Here is a 16,129-nt window from a genome sequence, read left to right on the forward strand (position 1 = left end):
ATTCCCCCTCCTTGTTGAACGGCAAAGTGCATGGTAGCGTTCAGGCATGAAATCAGTAACTTCCGTTCTTCCCAGTGTGGCGACAGGCATCGTGGCGGTGCTGGTGGGCTTTGCAAGCTCTGTGGCCCTTTTATTTCAAGCAGCACAGGCCGCGGGGGCTACGACGTCTCAGGCGAGTTCCTGGGTCTTTGCCGTTTGTGTCGGGGCGGGGTTGGTTTCGATTCTTTTCTCGTGGCATTACAAGATGCCGATTCTTGCCGCGTGGTCCACGCCGGGCACCGCTTTGTTGGTGGCAAGTTTTGCGACTCCCATCCCGATGCCGGAAGTGATCGGAGCTTTTGTCTTCTGTGGTGTGCTGATCGTGCTTTCCGGGGTCACGGGAATTTTTGCCCGCGTGGCCAACCGGATTCCGGTGGCGTTGGCGTCGGCGATGCTCGCCGGGGTCTTGGTGCGTTTTGGGATGGATGTGTTTCATTCGCTGAAGGCACAGCCGGTGCTGGTGCTGATCATGCTGGCGGTTTATTTTGCCGCCCGCCGTTTCAGTCCGCGTTTTTCCGTGCTCTTTGTGTTGCTGGCGGGTGTGCTGGTGGCGCAGGTGCAAGGGATGTTGGATTTTTCTTCCGTGCAACTTGAATTTGCCAAGCCGGAGTTTGTGGTTCCGGCGTTCTCTTTCCCGGTGATGATTGGGATTGGTTTGCCGCTCTTTGTGGTGACGATGGCCTCGCAGAATCTGACAGGGGTGGCCGTATTAAAAGCTTCCGGCTATCAGCCGCCGATTTCTCCGGTGATCACCGGAACGGGTCTTGCCACGATGTTGCTGGCACCCTTCGGCGCTTTCTCTGTGAACTTTGCTGCAATCACGGCGGCGATTTGTGCGGGGCCGGAAGCCCACAAAGATCCTGCCAAGCGCTATATCAGCTCTATTTCTGCCGGAGTTTTCTATTTGCTGATTTCACTTTTTGCCGCCTCGATCATGGCGATTTTTGCGGTCTTCCCGAAAGAGCTGGTTTTGTCGGTGGCAGGCATCGCCTTGTTTGCGACAATTGCCAACGGTCTGGCATCTGCCATGCGTGAGGACTGGAGCCGAGAGGCGGCTCTGCTCACGTTCCTGGTGACAGCTTCGGGAGTGACATTGTGGGGGATCGGCTCGCCGTTTTGGGGTTTGGTGGCCGGGGGCATTGGCCTTGTGGTGACAAGGCCTGCAAAATAGTTAAATAAGAACCAGATGGCGTTCCACTTCCAGCACCGGGGAGCTCAGGGGCTGGACGGTGACTTTCAGATCCTTGAACTTTTTGCGCGCCAACGCGACTTCTTCGTCGATCTTTTCTTTGCGGCCTTTGAGCAGGAAGTACTTGCCGCCCTTTTTGTAGTAATCACGGCTGAATTCCAAAATCACATCAACAGGTTTGAAGGCACGCGAAGTGACCACTTCGATTTTTTCAAGCTTTGGTGGGATCTCGCCGTGAATGCGCAGATTCGGCGCAATGCTTACGCAGCGATTTAAGAAGTCCTGCTTCAGTTTGGATTTTTCAAACAGATGATATTCCACGTTCGGGAACTGAATGGCATAGATCACACCCGGCAGTCCACCGCCAGAACCAAAATCCGCCGCGACTTTCACATCTTTCGGAAAGTCCTTGATCGGGAGCAGGCAGTCGATGACGTGATTGTCGATCAGCTCCTCATAGGTCATTTTGCGGCTGATCAGATTCAATTCTTCATTGGAGGACCACAACAGATCCAGATAAGCCTTCAGCTGAGGCAGCGCTGCTTCGTTGAAACCAAGCTGTAAAAAGACCGGACGACGTTTTTCGAAATGTTCAGACATCCCCCAGTTGTAAAGACTTCGTCGCCAAAAGGGAAGTTCAGACTCAAGCGACGTTCACTTTTTTGCCACGAACAGGCCTTCGGTGTGTAGGAAATCCATGATTTTCGGTTTATGGAAAAAGGCCCAGAAAATTACAAAAACTTCGACAGTTTGAACAACAGTCAAGAGGGTCCAAATTTGTGCCGATGGGTTCAGAATGAAAAACACCCCTCAACACAAACTTTTTTTCGTAGTCGCCCTGTTGCTTGTTGTTCAGATCCTGGCGGGTTGTAAATCTTCTAGCTCCACGACGGCAGGTTCCACAGAGAACTCCTCGTCGTCGACTCCTGATCCTGATACCGGCACCACAACGCCGGATCCTATCGAACCGGAAGTCGTTCCGCCGGTGACGCCTCCTTCGGTGGATAGCAATCTGCGCGAAGTCATTCCTCTTTGGGAAGACAAGGTTGCTGACGGCAAGGCTTGGTCTACCCACGTTTACAGTGCACTGGATAAGCTGGGTCCGAATCTGCTGGATGTGATTCCTGCGGACCGCAGCTTGTTTTGTCCGAAGTATTCCAGCTTGTCCTATGCTCAGCGCAAGCAGTATTGGGCTTTTGTGCTGTCGTCCATGGTCAGATTTGAGAGTAACTTTAAAACCGCAATGTCCTACACCGAGGATTTTAACGACAGCAACGGCAATCGTGTGATCAGCCGGGGCTTGTTGCAGATTTCCATCGAGTCAGGCAATGCTTATGGCTGTGGTTTTAAGTCCACCAAAGATCTTCATGATCCTTTGCAGAACCTGAGCTGTGGTATCAGAATTCTGGATCGCTGGGTGAGTCGCGACGGGCGTATTGCCGGTAAAGTGGATGGAGCCTGGAAAGGTGGCGCCCGCTACTGGTCTGTGCTGCGTGCCGGTGACAAGACCAGCTATAAGTCCATCGTCAGCTGGAGCCAGAATCTGTCTATTTGCAAGTAGATCGTTTTGATCTTCACCGGATCGGTGCTATGCTGGGTTCGCTTAAACAAAAGGAGCATCCATGGCATCGATCACACTCAAAGGCAATCCCGTTAACACTTCCGGCACTCTTCCTGAAGCGGGCACTGCCGCCAAAGACTTCAAATTTGTGCGCAACGATCTTTCTGAAGTCTCTTTGCACACCTTCGCAGGCAAAAAGAAAGTTTTGAACATCTTCCCAAGCGTGGACACCGGCACTTGTGCTGCTTCTGTTCGTCGTTTCAATCAGGAAGCCTCCAAACTGGATAACACGGTTGTTCTGAACATCTCTGCGGACCTGCCGTTTGCCCAAGCCCGTTTCTGTGGCGCTGAAGGCATCAAGAACTGCGAGACTGTTTCCACTTTCCGCAGCTCTTTTGGCAAGGACTGGGGCGTTCAGATCGTGGATTCTCCGCTGGCGGGTCTTCTTTCCCGTGCGGTGGTGACTCTTTCTGCAGATAACAAGATTTTGTATGTTGAGCAGGTGTCCGAGATCGTCAATGAGCCAAATTACGAAGCGGCTTTGGCGTCTTTGAAGTAATCAGGTCTGTTATAATTGCAAAGCGGCTTTGGGCGAAGGCTCAAAGCCGCTTTTTTTTGTCTCTTTTCAACGGGTTGTGGTACACCTGCCCGCTATGAAATTGCATAATTCCCCCGTTCGCGCCCATACCTTTCAGGAAATGAACCTGGCACCCGTGCTGTTGCCGGCTTTAACGAAAATGAAAATCTCCAAACCGACGCCGGTGCAAAGCCAGGCGATCCCGGCAAGCCTGGATGGTTCTGATATCATCGCCATCGCCCAAACCGGCAGCGGCAAGACGCTGGCTTTCGCCTTGTCTTTGCTGACCACTTTGCAGAAGAAACCTGAGGCGCGTGGTTTGATTCTGGTGCCCAGCCGTGAAATGGCCCAGCAGATCTACAAGGTCTTTCTGGAGCTTTGTGCAGAAATGCCGGTGTCTGTGTGTCTGGCAATCGGCGGGACCACGGGTTCCAAACAAGCCAACCAACTGAAGAAAAATCCGCGTCTGATCATCGCGACTCCGGGTCGCATGAATGACCATCTCTCCGGCAACAAGCTGCTTTTGCAGAATGTGGAAGTGATCGTCCTGGATGAAGCCGACCGCATGCTGGACATGGGCTTTGCCCCGCAGCTTCGCACGATTCAAAGCACCCTGCGTGGTCCGCGCCAGACGATGATGTTCTCGGCAAGTTTTGGTTCCAATGTGGAATCCATCGCACAACTGTTCATGAAACCTGATGTGGTGATGGTGCGTTCGGAAAAAGCCGAAGCCCCGGTGGAAAGTCTGAAGCAAAAAGTGCTGTTCCTGGATCGTTCCATGAAAAATGACCGTTTGCTGGATGAACTCAACGCCACTCGCGGCGGTGTGATTGTCTTCACGGGCAATCAGGAAAACTGCGAGGCAGTCGGGAACTATTTGAAGGAATACGGCTTTTCGACCGACCTGATTCACGGGGGGCTTTCTCAGGGACAAAGAAACCGTGTGGTGCGAGGCTTCCGCGAAGGTGAAATCCGCATCGTGGTGGCGACCGATCTGCTGGCGCGGGGCCTGGATGTGCCGCATGTGGATCATGTGGTGAATTTTGATCTGCCATTCCAGTCAGAGGACTTCCTGCACCGAATCGGACGGACCGCTCGCGCGGGCCGTGGTGGTGAGGCCATCACCTTTGTCACGCCGTCAGACACACGCATGTACGCCAAAATCAAAGGCTACTTGCAGGGCGCTCAGGAAATCAAAGTCGATCCGACTTTTGCCTTCATTGATCGCTCGAAAAAGTTTGATAAAAACAAACCTGCCAAAGGCAATGAACCTGCGCGCCGAAATGCGCCGGGGAAACCTCAAGCCGTGAAAAAGGCGGCTCCTGCCGGCAAGCCAAAAAGCAAGGGTGGCAAAATCAACCCCTTTGCCGGCAAGACGGTAGCACCCAAAAAATCGGGTGCAAAGAAATCAGGATTTGCGAAGAGAAAATAAACAAAAGGCCCTCTGAAAAGAGGGCCTTTTTAGTTAGATCTTTTTAGCCTGATTAGGCAGGCAAAGTCCCTGCATCAGGATCTTGTTCGTCCAGGAAAAGAATCCCAGACTGGTGGAATACTGCGTGGTGATGGCTGTCACTTGCCCCTGAGGGCAGGCGCGCATCAGTTTGTTATAGGCTTCATCCACATAGTCGGTATTTCCGATGAAATGGAAGATCACAAACTGTTCAGAATAAGCCTTGACCATTTCGCCGCTTTCAATCGGCGCTGCGGGCGCAAAATCCGAGGTGTGCACCTCATGAATGGAGTGCGCACAGGACGCCAGGAAAAGGAAAAGGGACAGTCCCAGGGCTTTCATTTATGAATTCCCCGCTTTTTTCGTTGTCACAGCCTTCGCCGCTGGAGCCGTGTTGCAGAAGCCGGTGGTCACCACGTGCTTTTTGAACACCAGGAGGTAAGCGATGGTTTCGTCCTTGGTCAGGATGCCGGAAACAACACCGTTCGGGCATTGTCTTTTCAGGTCTTCAACCAGCGGATCGATATAGTCGTTGTCGAAATTGAAACCCAGAATAATCCAGCGGGATACTTCCGCCTTCACGGGGGTGTTGCGGTTGGCGGGAATCGGAGTCAAAGAAACGGAATTCACACTGGCACAACCCACCAGGCCAGAGCCAAGAACAAGAACAGACAAGAGAGCTTTGGATAGACTCTGGAACATTTTAGATATCTCCTTTGTTGGAATTCATGATTTCGTTGTGGCTGACATCAGCCGGGGGCGCTTGACGGGCTTTGCGGCAAAACCCGGTGACTTTCACGATCTCACCTGACACCGCCGGGTACTTGCGCATTTCACGGATCGACATCAAGCCTGTCACGTTGCCTGAAGGGCATTTTTGATAGATTTCATAAATCAGCTTTTCGGCAAACCGCTGATTGTAAGTCACATTTCCGGTGCGAGGACCCATCTGGAAAAGAGAGATAAGAGCTGCAATTCCCGCGGCATCGTCACCACCCTGGGTGTTGGAAGCCTTCAACAGGCCGCCAATCTCCTCAGTGCTGACGCCCACTTCGCTCATCAGAATTTCAAAGGGGATTTGCACCGCTGTGTTGCGGTTGTCGATGGAGCCCACCTGCACATGGTGCAAGACGGCGCATCCGGAAAGGCCCAAAACAAGCACAGGGCTGAGAACTTTAAAAAGTGCATTCGGTTTTTTCATGGAACTCATCCTAAAGAATCCAAAGTTGTTAAACCACAACTTCTGCCTGGCGTTAGGACCACGAACTTCGTCGGCGACGGAAACTGACTCGCCTCGATATAGGGCCAATGTTTTATCACAAATTCACGTCTCAACTCGTCGGTGAACGATCTGAGTCTTAGTATGGTATAGTTTCTTCATATGGGTGTTTGGCTATATCTTTAGCGTGGGCGCTGTGTTCTACTGAAGTCACTTAGTCGTTCACATACTTCATCAGATGTCCTTTTGTCTTCTGCGAATGGCCCCTAGCTTTCTAAGGAGGCAAATATGGGAAAAAAAATATACGTCGGTAATCTTTCATACAATGTGGATCAGGATCAGCTTGGTGGCTTGTTTGCTGATTTCGGCACTGTTGATTCCGTAAACATCATCACAGACCGTGACACTGGTCGCAGCAAAGGTTTCGCATTTGTTGAAATGTCTTCGGACTCTGAAGCAACTGCTGCGATTGACAAGCTGAATGGCATGGATCTTGGTGGTCGTGCGATGAATATCTCTGAAGCTAAACCACAAGAGCCGCGCTCTGGTGGCGGTCCACGTCGCAATGGCGGTGGATTCGGCGGATCTCGTCGTTCTTACTAGTATTATCATAGGCAGTCGGCCGGTACTTTAAAATACCGGCCTTTTCATTTCTAAACAGGGAGGCCTATGGCTAAGGACGATTTAGTAAGTATTGATGGGAAAGTTTCTGATATGTCCGGCGGGGGTGTTTATTTCATCACTCTTGATAACGGAGTCGATATTCGTGCACGTTTGTGCGGAAAAATGAAAAAGTTCAGAATCAAGGTTGTGGTCGGTGACCGTGTCACTGTGGGGTTGTCCCCTTATGATCCAACCCACGGCCTGATCACCCACCGATTCAAGGCTTAAGGCCTCAAAAAGCGCGAATCGCAATTAGAAACGATTCGCGTTCACAACCGACATATCAATAAACGGCTTCTTTCCTTCGACAAGGTCTGCGACCAGCAATCCTGTGCCTGCGCCACTTTGCAGTCCCAGCATCTGGTGACCCACGGCCAAAACAAGATTATTCAGATTCTGATGATATCCAATCAAAGGCACACCATCCGGAGTGCACGGGCGAAGGCCCGCCCACAGTTCCTGTACCTGAAGCTCCTCTGGAAGATGCAAAAATTCTCTGGCGCCCTTTTTGATGCTTTCAACACGTCTTTGGGTGATTGAGAAGTCCTGGTCCACCAGCTCCAGTGTGCCGGCGATGCGCAGTGTGTTTTCGCGCGGGGTGATGGCGATCTTTTTTTCGACCAGCATGATCGGGTATTGCGGCTGTTTTTCCAGGGTCGGAACAATCATCGCATAGCCTTTGCCACCCAGAATCGGCACCCGCAGACGCATCATCTTGGCCAGGGATTTGGACCAGCTGCCGGTGGCCATGACAATCTGTTTGGCGCGAATGGTGCCTTGGGATGTCTTTACCGATTCGATACGGTTGCCAGAGATTTCCATATCCTGCAGCTCGCAGTTTTCCAGAATTTCACCACCGTTTTTGCGGATTTCTTTGGCCAGGGCCTGAACCACTAGATAGGGTTCGGCCATGGCTTCCTTGTCAAAGTAAACACCGCCCAAAAGGGGAGCTTTCAGTGCTGGCTCCATCTGCTGGATGTCGTCGCTGTTTAAGACCTTGCCGGTGACGCCGATGTTTTTGACGTATTCCAGCTCTTCGACGGCAGCAGCCACGCCGGCTTGGGTGCGGCTGACCATCATCAGGCCTTTTTGTTGGAAGCGGATTTCCGGATAAAGCTGCCCCAGCTTTTCATATTCGGTCAGACTTTTTTGGGAAAGCACCACCAAGGCATCCACCGCGCGGCGTGCTTGGGTGGCGTTCATGTTCTTCATAAAGTGGTACATCCAGTTCGCCAGATCCAAAGATAATGAAGGTTTGATGTAAAGAGGACCTTCGGGATTCAGCAGCCACTTCATGGATTTAATCAGCATGCCAGGCATTGGCAGGGGCATGGCAAAACAAGGGGTCATCCATCCGGCATTGCCGTAAGAACAGCCTTTGCCGACGGCGCCCTTATCAATCACACACACCTTGGCGCCACGACGAGAAAGTTCAGCACCCACAGACGCGCCAATAATACCGGCGCCCACGACCAGAATATCCACTTCTTTATTTTGCATTTCTACATTTGATAAAGTTTCACACTCAAAAGCAAGTGGGGCTGGGCCTGAATTTTCGTGGTCATGAGGATATTTGCATTTAGTGAAGGTCGTCGTGAATATCCGCTGGACGATAGCGCAGGAACACGTTTCCATTTTTAAAACTGCGGCACTCTACCAGCTTCAGATCCCGGCGGGATTTCAGTCCCTCAAACTGGGATCGGCCCGAACCTAAAAGCAAAGGCAGCACCACAACGGAATATTCATCAATCAGCTTGGCCTCGGCCAGCTGGGCGACAATGCTACCGCTTCCCAGGATGGCGATGTCCGGCCCATTTTGCTTTTTTAGCTTTCTGATTTCACTGACCAGGTCACCTTTGATCAGCTCTGAGTTTTCCCAGGTCACTTCGTTCAGACTGTGCGAGACCACGTATTTTTTCATGCGGTTCATGCCCTCGGCAATTTCGGGCATGGCCTCTTTGGCCGAAGGGGTGGGCCAGAAGCTGGCCATCATGTCATAGGTTTTTCTTCCAAACAGCAGGGCACCGCCACCTTTGGCATTCCCGGCGACAAAGGCGGTGAATTCGTCGTCTTGTTCCTGATTATGGGCCCAGCTCATGTCTGAAATTTTATCCGCAAAATAGCCATCCAGCGAAACAGAGTTAAAGACGGTGATAGTGCGCATAGGGCCTCCTTGCAGTGCCCTTATTTTAAGTCCGTTTCGGGGTTTTGAAACCCTGCAATTTGTCATTTCGATTTAAGGCCCGGTTGATGGGTAAATTCTGGAAATTTCTTCCTTTTTTCAATTAAAGGTCCCGCTTTTTCAGGCCCTGTGGTAGATGCTTCGTTTAATTCCAAGAGGTTTCCCGTGAAGTTTGAAAAGTTCCATTTGTCCGAAGATCTGCTGCGTAACCTGACCGACAATGGTTTCTTCAGAACCACCGACATCCAGTACAAAGCCATTCCTTCCATTCTGAAGGGCGAGGACGTCCTGGCGATTGCTCAAACCGGAACCGGAAAAACCGCCGCCTTTGCCATTCCAATCATCAATATGATCCACACGGAAAAAAGCAGCAAACGTGCGATTGGGATCAAATGTCTGATTTTGGTTCCAACCCGTGAATTGGCTCAGCAGATCGGCGAGGTCTTCAATAAACTTTCCAAGCACACCAAGGTGAAGCCTTTTGCCCTGTTTGGGGGCGTGGAACAAGATGCGCAAATTCAGAAACTTCAGGACGGGATTGATATTCTGATTTCGACTCCGGGTCGCATGTTTGATCTGATTGCCCAAGGGCATGTGGACATCAGCCGCATTGAAACTTTGGTGCTGGATGAAGCCGATCACATGCTGGATCTGGGCTTTATTGATGACATCACCTCTGTGAAGCGCAAGCTGACGAAACGTCACCAGACTTTGTTCTTCTCTGCGACGATCAATCCTGAAATCAAAAAGCTGGCGTTTTCTCAAGTTCGCAGCAGTGCGATTCGCATTCAGATTTCCCCGGAAGATCCCGTATCTAAAAACATCACGCACTTCGTGATGCACGTTGAAATGGACGACAAGCGTTTCTTCCTGGCGGAATACCTGCGCCAGAATCCGGATGGAAAATTTATTATCTTTGTTCGTACGCGCGTGCGTGCGGAACGTGTTGCAAAAGCCCTGGCTCGCGTCGAAGTTCAGTCTTTGACCCTGCATGGGGAAAAGGATCAGACCGACCGTGCGGAGGTTATGAAGACCTTCCGCAAAGGGGATTGTAAGATTCTTATCGCCACGGACTTGAGTGCTCGTGGTATCGACATCCCGGATGTCACTCATGTGATCAACTATGACCTTCCCGAAAAGCCGGAGAACTACGTTCACCGCATCGGCCGCACGGGTCGTGGCTTCAATAAAGGTGTGGCGGTTTCTTTCTGCAGTACGGAAGAAAAGCCGTTGCTGGCAGAGGTTGAGTCTTTGATCACCAAAAAGATCGAAGTCCTTAAGGTCAGCAAACAGGATTATAAGGCTATCGTTGAAACACAAGACCTGTCTTTGGATGCAAGTCTGCAGGAGCTTTTGAACAGCGAAGACAACTACAAGAAGGCTTCCAAAAGAAAGAAGAAGTAGAACGGCGCCGAACGATCTGCCTAGTTCTTCTCTAAAAGTTCCTGGATCTTTTCAAAAGGACGTCCGATGGCAGCGGCTTTGCTGCCAATCAGGATCGGGCGTTCCATCAGCTTGGGCTTTTTTGCCAGATGCTGAATCACTTTCTCGGTACTATTCACATCAAAAGGCGCCTCGGTGAAAAGCGCTTCTTTCGTGCGTACCAAGCTCGACACCGGGGTGCCGAGCTTTTGGATCAGCGAACGCAGTTCGGCTTCATCTAAAGGGTCCTCAAGATACTTGCGCACCTCAAGCCCTTCGATGGAACGAAGGGCTTCAATCGCCTCGCGGCTTTTACTGCAGCTGGGATTGTGAAGCAGAACCCACGTCATGACTAGCGAGCCAGCTCAGCTTCAATCGCTTTTACGATTGTGGGATCTTCCGGAGTCATGTCAGGAGCAAAACGTGCCACCACGTTGCCGGATTTGCCGATCAGGAACTTTTCAAAGTTCCACATGATGTCGGAAGGACCGCCAGACAGAAGGCCGTGCTCTTCCAGAACAGATTTCAGTTTGCCGCCCGGAACCTGTTGTGCTGCCGGCTGCAGAGTCGTCAGTTGTTGATACAGTGGATGTTGGCCTTCACCTTTAACAACCATTTTTGCAAACACCGGGAACTTCACACCGAATTGAGTGCGGCAGAATTCCTGGATCTGTTCGTTGGAGCCGGGCTCTTGAGCGCCGAACTCGTTGGCCGGGAAGGCCAGAACGCGCAGTCCCTGGGATTCGTATTTTTGATGAATTTTTTCAAGACCCTCATACTGTGGGGTCAGTCCGCATTCAGAAGCCACGTTCACAACCAAAAGAACTTTGCCGCTATAGTCAGCCAAAGTCGCCTTTTTACCATCTGCCGTGTTGAATTCGATGTGATTAAGAGTGCTCATTAGAATCCTTTCAATGGGTGCTTATCCCTGGATAGGCAGATCTTTATCCAATACCGGGCGGCAGGTAAAGGGACTTTTTGTGTGTACTCCTAATAGAGGTCCACCCATAGTCCAGCCAGTCTGGAGTCTGTTTCATTTTGTGTTCCCAATTCTGGACCTGATCTTCCATGTTTCTTGCTGAATGTCAGGCCGAAATCCATAATTGAATCATGGATTTATTTATTGTTACCGGCGGTTCCAAGGGACTGGGGGAGCAGGTGTGTCTGCAAGCTCTTGAAAGAGGGCATCAGGTCATCAACCTGTCGCGCACTCGGCCAAACATTAAGTCAGAGCGCTTTAAACATGTCACAGCCGATTTCAGTCGGGGATTGAAAACAGTTCAGAAAGTGGACTCTGTTCTGCAAGACATCTCGATGACGGCATTCAAAAAGATTCATCTGATCAACAATGCGGCGCTGATCAATCCGGTGGGCTCATTGGTGGATCTGGATCCGGCCGAGATGAACACCCACCTGGTCACGAATTTGATTTCTCCGCTATTGCTGTCACAAGTGTGTGCGCGGATTGCGACAGAAGAAAAGAAGCCGCTGACGGTCTTCAATATTGGGTCCGGAGCTTCGTTCCGTCCTATTGCCGGGTGGTCGATGTATTGCTCCTCGAAAGCCGGTCTTAAGATGTTTACCGAGAACACGGATTTGGATCTTCAGATGGCCAGGAACAAGAGGATCAAAATTTATCACTTCAGTCCCGGGGTTCTGGATACGCAGATGCAACAGACCATTCGTGGTTTAAAGAAAAAAGATTTTCCTGATGTCGCGAACTTCAAAAAGTTGAAGTCCGAAGACCAGCTGCGCGATCCAGCGGATGTGGCGTCTTTGGTTGTCAGATTCTGCCTGTTCCCACAAACGTCTCAAGGTCAGTCATGTCTGATTACTGTTCAGGATTTAGAGGGGTCTTTGAAATGAATCGTACTTTCTTCTGTGCGGCAGTGATAGCGGTGTGTTTTTTGTTGGGCTTTAAGGTTGCTAATCCGGAAGGTGCGCCTCGGGCGGGAAAAGAAGATCTCAGTTCCACGGCCTCGCAGTTTCAGGATGTGACGGGGGCGACCGGAATTCCCAAAGTTCATTCCGGAACAATCGTCTTTGGAGACTATGACGGTGATGGCTGGGTGGATATGCTGGCTGCGGGTCGCTTGTTCCGTAACGTCAGCAACTCCAGCAATATTCGCTTCACTGATGTGACTGATTCCGTGGGTATTGTAGATCTGAAGGGGGCGCCGTTGTTTGTTGATATCGACAACAACGGCTTGCTGGATATACTGACCACCAAGGGACAAGCCTTCGTGCAAGTGTCTGCAGGTCGCTTTGTAGAATCTTCGAAGGCGTTGCGGTTTGCACTGCCTGATCATGCTCATGACATGGCGATCGTCGATGTCAACAAAGACGGCCTGATGGATGTCCTGGTTGGTTTTGCTGAACCTAAATTCGGTGATCCTTTGCTGCCAGCCAAGATGTACTTAAACATCAAGGGGAAGCACTTCCTGGAAGCGAATCCTTCCATGTTTGCCCAGAATCCGAATTATCTGCGCGGGATTGCTGTCGCGGACTATGATAACAACGGGCAGACCGATGCCTATTTTTCTAACTATCGTCTGCGACCGAACAACTTTTATACTCTGAATCCCACCATCATGGTGGATAAGGCTCCGCTGTTGAATGTTCAGGGCGCTTATGATCCGAAGAAATTCTATGACAGCTCCCGCAAAGAATACTACGGCCCTCGCTATGGGCATACCATTGCTTCGATCTGGGCGGACCTGGATAACGATGGCAATCTGGATTTGTGGGTTTCCAACCTGGTACACAAGTTTGTCGGCATGACCCCGAAAGGAACTTTCGATCAGCGTGGTTATCTGTGTGATGATTCCAAAATCTATCGCAACACCGGGCATCCTTCGTATCGCTTGATCGACGTTCGGGCGGAATCCGGCATTCCTTATCGTCCCATCGGGGACTTCTCGAAGTACAAAGGGGATGAGTTGTGGGCACAGACCACAGCTGCTGACTTTGATAACGACGGCCTGCTCGATGTCTACATCAGTCAGGTTTATGATTTGGCTTACTCGTATTCAGTACTTTACAAAAACACTGGCAAGTTCAAGTTCCAGGACGTCAGCGCCGTTCATGGGACTCGCGTCTTTGACAGCTATGCCGCTGCCTGGGCGGATCTGAATAACGACGGTAAGATGGATCTGGTTCAGTCCGGCAGAGCAAAGAACAAAGAAGCTCCGGCCATTCGTGTTTTGCAAAACGTGATGGGGGATGGAAACAACTATCTGCGCGTGCAGATCAAGGGCACTCGTTCGGGGACTCAGGCGGTGGCGGCCCAGGTACGAGTCTATCATTCTGGCGGGGTCTTCTTGCGTCAGGTGGATGGTGTGACGGGTACGATGAATCAGCAGAATGATCCGACTTTGCATTTCGGTTTGGGGTCGGTGAAGAATATTTCCAAGGTGGAGGTCCGCTGGCCTTCGGGGAAAGTTCAGGTCCTTGATAATGTTTCTGTGAACAGCACTTTGAAAATTGAGGAGCCTCGCTAATGACCACCGAACAACGAGTCGCTTTGGTTCAGGGACAGCTAGAGGCTTACAACGCCCGGGACATTGAGAAGTTTTGTTCGTTCTATCATGCCGACGTCACGGCTTACCGCTTGGGGCAGGATGTGCCGTTCATGGTGGGTATGGAAGCATTTCGCAAGAGTTATGGCGAGAAGTTTAAGAACACGCCGGATCTGCATTGTACTTTGAAAAGTCGGATTGTTTTGAATGGGAAGGTGCTGGATGAGGAGTCCGTGGTTCCCAGTGGGTCGCATGTGGTTGCCATCTACGACTTTAAGGATGGGTTGATTAAGGATATTTGGTTTGTTTATTGAGCCGAGAGAGATTGGCTGCGCCCATCCTGGGCTTGGTCGCTGCGCGACTGTTGGGCAAAGCCCAACACCTAAAAAGCGGCTTCGCCGTCGCGCTAACGCGCGATCGCATCGTGCGACTTTTTACGAACTCTTTCGTTCGAATCGGGCCGACGTATGTTGTCTCTAGTTTAAATTTTTGGGCTTAGTTTTTTGGGAATAAATGGCGGAGAGAGAGAGATTCGAACTCTCGGTAGGCTTGTGACCTACACACGCGTTCCAGGCGTGCGCCTTCAACCACTCGGCCACCTCTCCGCAAACAGGAACGTAAAGAGAAGCCAAAGTATCATAGCGCAACGCGGCAATGCAAGGACTTGTACCAAAAAATTGGGCCTATTCTCCGAAGTATTCGTACAGTTCTTCCTGCCGAACCCGGGCGTAGTGGGCCTTTTGTTTCGCTTTCTGTGCTTGGGCCTCCACAAAGTTCCAGTAGACCACCTGATAGATCAGAAAGACGAAGATTCCTCCGGCCACGGCCAGGAACAGCGGACGATTGTCTTCCCATTCGGCCATTCCGGTGAACAGCACCAGGGGATGCATCAGGAACAGGATCGCGTGCAGCCACATCTCTTCGGCCGAGCACAGTTTGCGGTGGATCCACTCATCCTTGGTCACCAGCAGGCAGGAAAAGCCTGCCAGGATATAATAAACCACTTCGGTCGTTGGCGTCCGGTCCACCAATGCTAGAAACAGCAAGCAGGCAATCACCGAGATTGTGTCCAATGGATGCCCGATGCGTTCCCACCGCGGAAGTCCGCGGCGGCGATGAAATACGAATTCGTCAAATAAGATGGCCGCTCCTTGAATTCCCGACGCAACCAAAAATGCGCTGATCATAGTTTCTCCATCAAACTTCCGCAGACTGTCAGGCCGGGGCCGAAAGCATAGCTGATGATCGGTGTCCCCGACGGAACGCTGTCGTCTCGAAGAATCTGCTCCCACAGGTGCGGCAAGGTTGCTGAAGACATGTTCCCGCGCTGACGAAGCAGGGCGCGGCTGTGGGCGACTTGTTCTTCCTTCAGCTCCAGATGTTTCACAACCTGATCGATGATCTTGGGTCCGCCGGGGTGAACGGCGAAAAGACCGTTTTTGACGACGTGGGAAAGATCGTACCCACGTTCTGCCAGCCAGCGTGTGGTAAAGTCGCGGATCTTATCGCCCACCATCATTGGCACGTCTTTGGACAGACTCATTTTCATGCCCCAGTCCGACACCATCCACTCCATGGCGCCGGTGGTGTTGGGGATCAGCTCTTCATACAGGGATTGAACTCTGAATCCCTGCTTGGGCTGCTGAGTGGACATTGAATAAGCAATGCAGCCGTCGGCAAACAGGCTTTGAATCACCATTTGTTCCAGAGTGGGATCTTCCGGATTCAAATGCAGACTGCAAAGTTCCGTGTGCACCAGATCCACGGTCAGCTTCTTCCCTAGAATGTTTTCATTCGCCAGAAAGCCCGAAGCCATGCGCAGGGCGGGGAAAGCACCATAACATCCCATGTGATAGGAATGCGTGACGGTGACGGGCTTGGGCGCTTTCACGGCGGTCATCTGAGCCGCACTGGGTGAGATGTACCCGGTGCAGCTGACGTGAATCAGATCATCGGGGAAAGTGCGCTCGGCATAGATGCGTTCGAAAAGCTCTTTCACAGTCTTGTGATAGTACTCGTGGCGCATGTGCATACTCACGCCATGAGAACTGGCTTTGACCGGATAGATCGGTTTGTCATCCCAGTTAGAGCGTTCCACGTCGGGGATGAAGAAGTACCTTTTTTCGATCTGCGTTTCCGGGCATCCCACTCGTTGCAGCATCTTCAGGTAATCCTCTTGCGAGTACTCCTGATTCTTCTGCGCCAGCTTGTGGGCCTCGGAAAGCCATTCAAGGCATTCCTTCTGGTTTTTTTGATAAGGCGGCTGTATGGAGTGAAAGTTTTGTAAGTACATGCCTTGAGGCTAAGGA

The 16,129-nt window shown here is 51.3% G+C and carries 20 protein-coding genes and 1 tRNA gene; 10 read left to right on the forward strand and 11 right to left on the reverse strand.

The genetic code is table 11. The features are described from left to right. Positions 1-46: 46 nt before the first annotated feature. Positions 47-1,210, forward strand: a complete 1,164-nt coding sequence (locus BD_RS01450; RefSeq protein ID WP_011162909.1) for a benzoate/H(+) symporter BenE family transporter — start codon at positions 47-49, stop codon at positions 1,208-1,210. Here the strand turns inward: BD_RS01450 and rsmG are convergent, their stop codons facing one another. After that, a complete protein-coding gene (gene rsmG / locus BD_RS01455; RefSeq protein ID WP_011162910.1) occupies positions 1,211-1,828 on the reverse strand; it encodes a 16S rRNA (guanine(527)-N(7))-methyltransferase RsmG in 618 nt (205 codons plus the stop codon). 196 nt (positions 1,829-2,024) lie between these two features. Here rsmG and BD_RS01460 point away from each other — a divergent pair, with 196 nt between their 5' ends. The 3 genes from BD_RS01460 (at position 2,025) to BD_RS01470 (ending at position 4,798) form a co-directional block, all read left to right on the forward strand. Then, positions 2,025-2,789, forward strand: a complete 765-nt coding sequence (locus tag BD_RS01460; protein WP_011162911.1) for a transglycosylase SLT domain-containing protein — start codon at positions 2,025-2,027, stop codon at positions 2,787-2,789. Between the two features lie 61 nt (positions 2,790-2,850). After that, positions 2,851-3,348, forward strand: coding sequence for a thiol peroxidase (gene tpx, locus BD_RS01465; protein ID WP_011162912.1), 498 nt, complete (start codon positions 2,851-2,853; stop codon positions 3,346-3,348). A gap of 94 nt (positions 3,349-3,442) precedes the next feature. Next, the gene (locus BD_RS01470; RefSeq protein ID WP_048349682.1) at positions 3,443-4,798 is read left to right on the forward strand and encodes a DEAD/DEAH box helicase; all 1,356 of its coding nucleotides are present in this window, start codon (positions 3,443-3,445) and stop codon (positions 4,796-4,798) included. Positions 4,799-4,831: 33 nt separating this feature from the next. On the opposite strand, the gene BD_RS01475 is transcribed toward BD_RS01470, so the two are convergent. Genes BD_RS01475 through BD_RS01485 form a run of 3 tightly spaced genes read right to left on the reverse strand, consistent with a single transcriptional unit; the run spans position 4,832 to position 6,017 of the window. After that, positions 4,832-5,158: a hypothetical protein gene (locus BD_RS01475; RefSeq protein ID WP_011162914.1), complete on the reverse strand. Its 327-nt coding sequence runs from the start codon at positions 5,156-5,158 to the stop codon at positions 4,832-4,834. After that, positions 5,159-5,518, reverse strand: coding sequence for a hypothetical protein (locus BD_RS01480; protein WP_011162915.1), 360 nt, complete (start codon positions 5,516-5,518; stop codon positions 5,159-5,161). 1 nt (position 5,519) lies between these two features. Beyond that, positions 5,520-6,017 (reverse strand): hypothetical protein, encoded by a 498-nt coding sequence (locus BD_RS01485; protein WP_157865627.1) that lies wholly within the window; start codon positions 6,015-6,017, stop codon positions 5,520-5,522. A gap of 306 nt (positions 6,018-6,323) precedes the next feature. On the opposite strand from BD_RS01485, the gene BD_RS01490 reads away from it, so the two are divergent. Further along, positions 6,324-6,638, forward strand: a complete 315-nt coding sequence (locus BD_RS01490) for an RNA recognition motif domain-containing protein (RefSeq protein WP_011162917.1) — start codon at positions 6,324-6,326, stop codon at positions 6,636-6,638. A gap of 66 nt (positions 6,639-6,704) precedes the next feature. Then, the gene (gene infA, locus BD_RS01495) at positions 6,705-6,926 is read left to right on the forward strand and encodes a translation initiation factor IF-1 (protein ID WP_011162918.1); all 222 of its coding nucleotides are present in this window, start codon (positions 6,705-6,707) and stop codon (positions 6,924-6,926) included. 24 nt (positions 6,927-6,950) lie between these two features. On the opposite strand, the gene BD_RS01500 is transcribed toward infA, so the two are convergent. Then, the gene (locus BD_RS01500) at positions 6,951-8,198 is read right to left on the reverse strand and encodes an NAD(P)/FAD-dependent oxidoreductase (RefSeq protein WP_011162919.1); all 1,248 of its coding nucleotides are present in this window, start codon (positions 8,196-8,198) and stop codon (positions 6,951-6,953) included. Positions 8,199-8,277: 79 nt separating this feature from the next. Further along, the gene (locus BD_RS01505) at positions 8,278-8,862 is read right to left on the reverse strand and encodes a dihydrofolate reductase family protein (RefSeq protein ID WP_041583433.1); all 585 of its coding nucleotides are present in this window, start codon (positions 8,860-8,862) and stop codon (positions 8,278-8,280) included. A gap of 183 nt (positions 8,863-9,045) precedes the next feature. Here BD_RS01505 and BD_RS01510 point away from each other — a divergent pair, with 183 nt between their 5' ends. After that, positions 9,046-10,284 carry a DEAD/DEAH box helicase gene (locus BD_RS01510; RefSeq protein ID WP_011162921.1) on the forward strand — a complete coding sequence of 413 codons (1,239 nt, stop codon included), beginning with the start codon at positions 9,046-9,048 and terminating at the stop codon, positions 10,282-10,284. A gap of 20 nt (positions 10,285-10,304) precedes the next feature. On the opposite strand, the gene BD_RS01515 is transcribed toward BD_RS01510, so the two are convergent. Beyond that, positions 10,305-10,652, reverse strand: a complete 348-nt coding sequence (locus BD_RS01515; RefSeq protein WP_011162922.1) for an arsenate reductase family protein — start codon at positions 10,650-10,652, stop codon at positions 10,305-10,307. Positions 10,653-10,654: 2 nt separating this feature from the next. After that, the gene (locus BD_RS01520) at positions 10,655-11,203 is read right to left on the reverse strand and encodes a glutathione peroxidase (RefSeq protein WP_011162923.1); all 549 of its coding nucleotides are present in this window, start codon (positions 11,201-11,203) and stop codon (positions 10,655-10,657) included. A gap of 209 nt (positions 11,204-11,412) precedes the next feature. Here BD_RS01520 and BD_RS01525 point away from each other — a divergent pair, with 209 nt between their 5' ends. The 3 genes from BD_RS01525 to BD_RS01535 are packed head-to-tail and all read left to right on the forward strand — an operon-like array spanning position 11,413 to position 14,134. Then, on the forward strand, positions 11,413-12,168 hold the full coding sequence (locus BD_RS01525) for an SDR family NAD(P)-dependent oxidoreductase (protein ID WP_011162924.1): 756 nt from the start codon (positions 11,413-11,415) through the stop codon (positions 12,166-12,168). After that, positions 12,165-13,802: a CRTAC1 family protein gene (locus tag BD_RS01530; RefSeq protein WP_011162925.1), complete on the forward strand. Its 1,638-nt coding sequence runs from the start codon at positions 12,165-12,167 to the stop codon at positions 13,800-13,802. Before BD_RS01525 ends, BD_RS01530 begins: the two co-directional genes overlap by 4 nt. After that, positions 13,802-14,134: a nuclear transport factor 2 family protein gene (locus BD_RS01535; protein WP_011162926.1), complete on the forward strand. Its 333-nt coding sequence runs from the start codon at positions 13,802-13,804 to the stop codon at positions 14,132-14,134. The genes BD_RS01530 and BD_RS01535 overlap by 1 nt, the downstream gene beginning before the upstream one ends. Before the next feature lie 200 nt (positions 14,135-14,334). Here BD_RS01535 and BD_RS01540 read toward each other — a convergent pair. The 3 genes from BD_RS01540 to BD_RS01550 form a co-directional block, all read right to left on the reverse strand. Further along, a tRNA-Ser gene (locus BD_RS01540) sits at positions 14,335-14,425 on the reverse strand. A 78-nt stretch (positions 14,426-14,503) separates the two neighbouring features. Next, a complete protein-coding gene (locus tag BD_RS01545; protein ID WP_011162927.1) occupies positions 14,504-15,007 on the reverse strand; it encodes a hypothetical protein in 504 nt (167 codons plus the stop codon). Beyond that, positions 15,004-16,113, reverse strand: a complete 1,110-nt coding sequence (locus BD_RS01550; RefSeq protein WP_011162928.1) for a 3-oxoacyl-[acyl-carrier-protein] synthase III C-terminal domain-containing protein — start codon at positions 16,111-16,113, stop codon at positions 15,004-15,006. Before BD_RS01550 ends, BD_RS01545 begins: the two co-directional genes overlap by 4 nt. Positions 16,114-16,129 lie beyond the last annotated feature (16 nt).

The organism is Bdellovibrio bacteriovorus HD100, from assembly GCF_000196175.1.
Taxonomy (GTDB): Bacteria; Bdellovibrionota; Bdellovibrionia; order Bdellovibrionales; family Bdellovibrionaceae; genus Bdellovibrio; species Bdellovibrio bacteriovorus.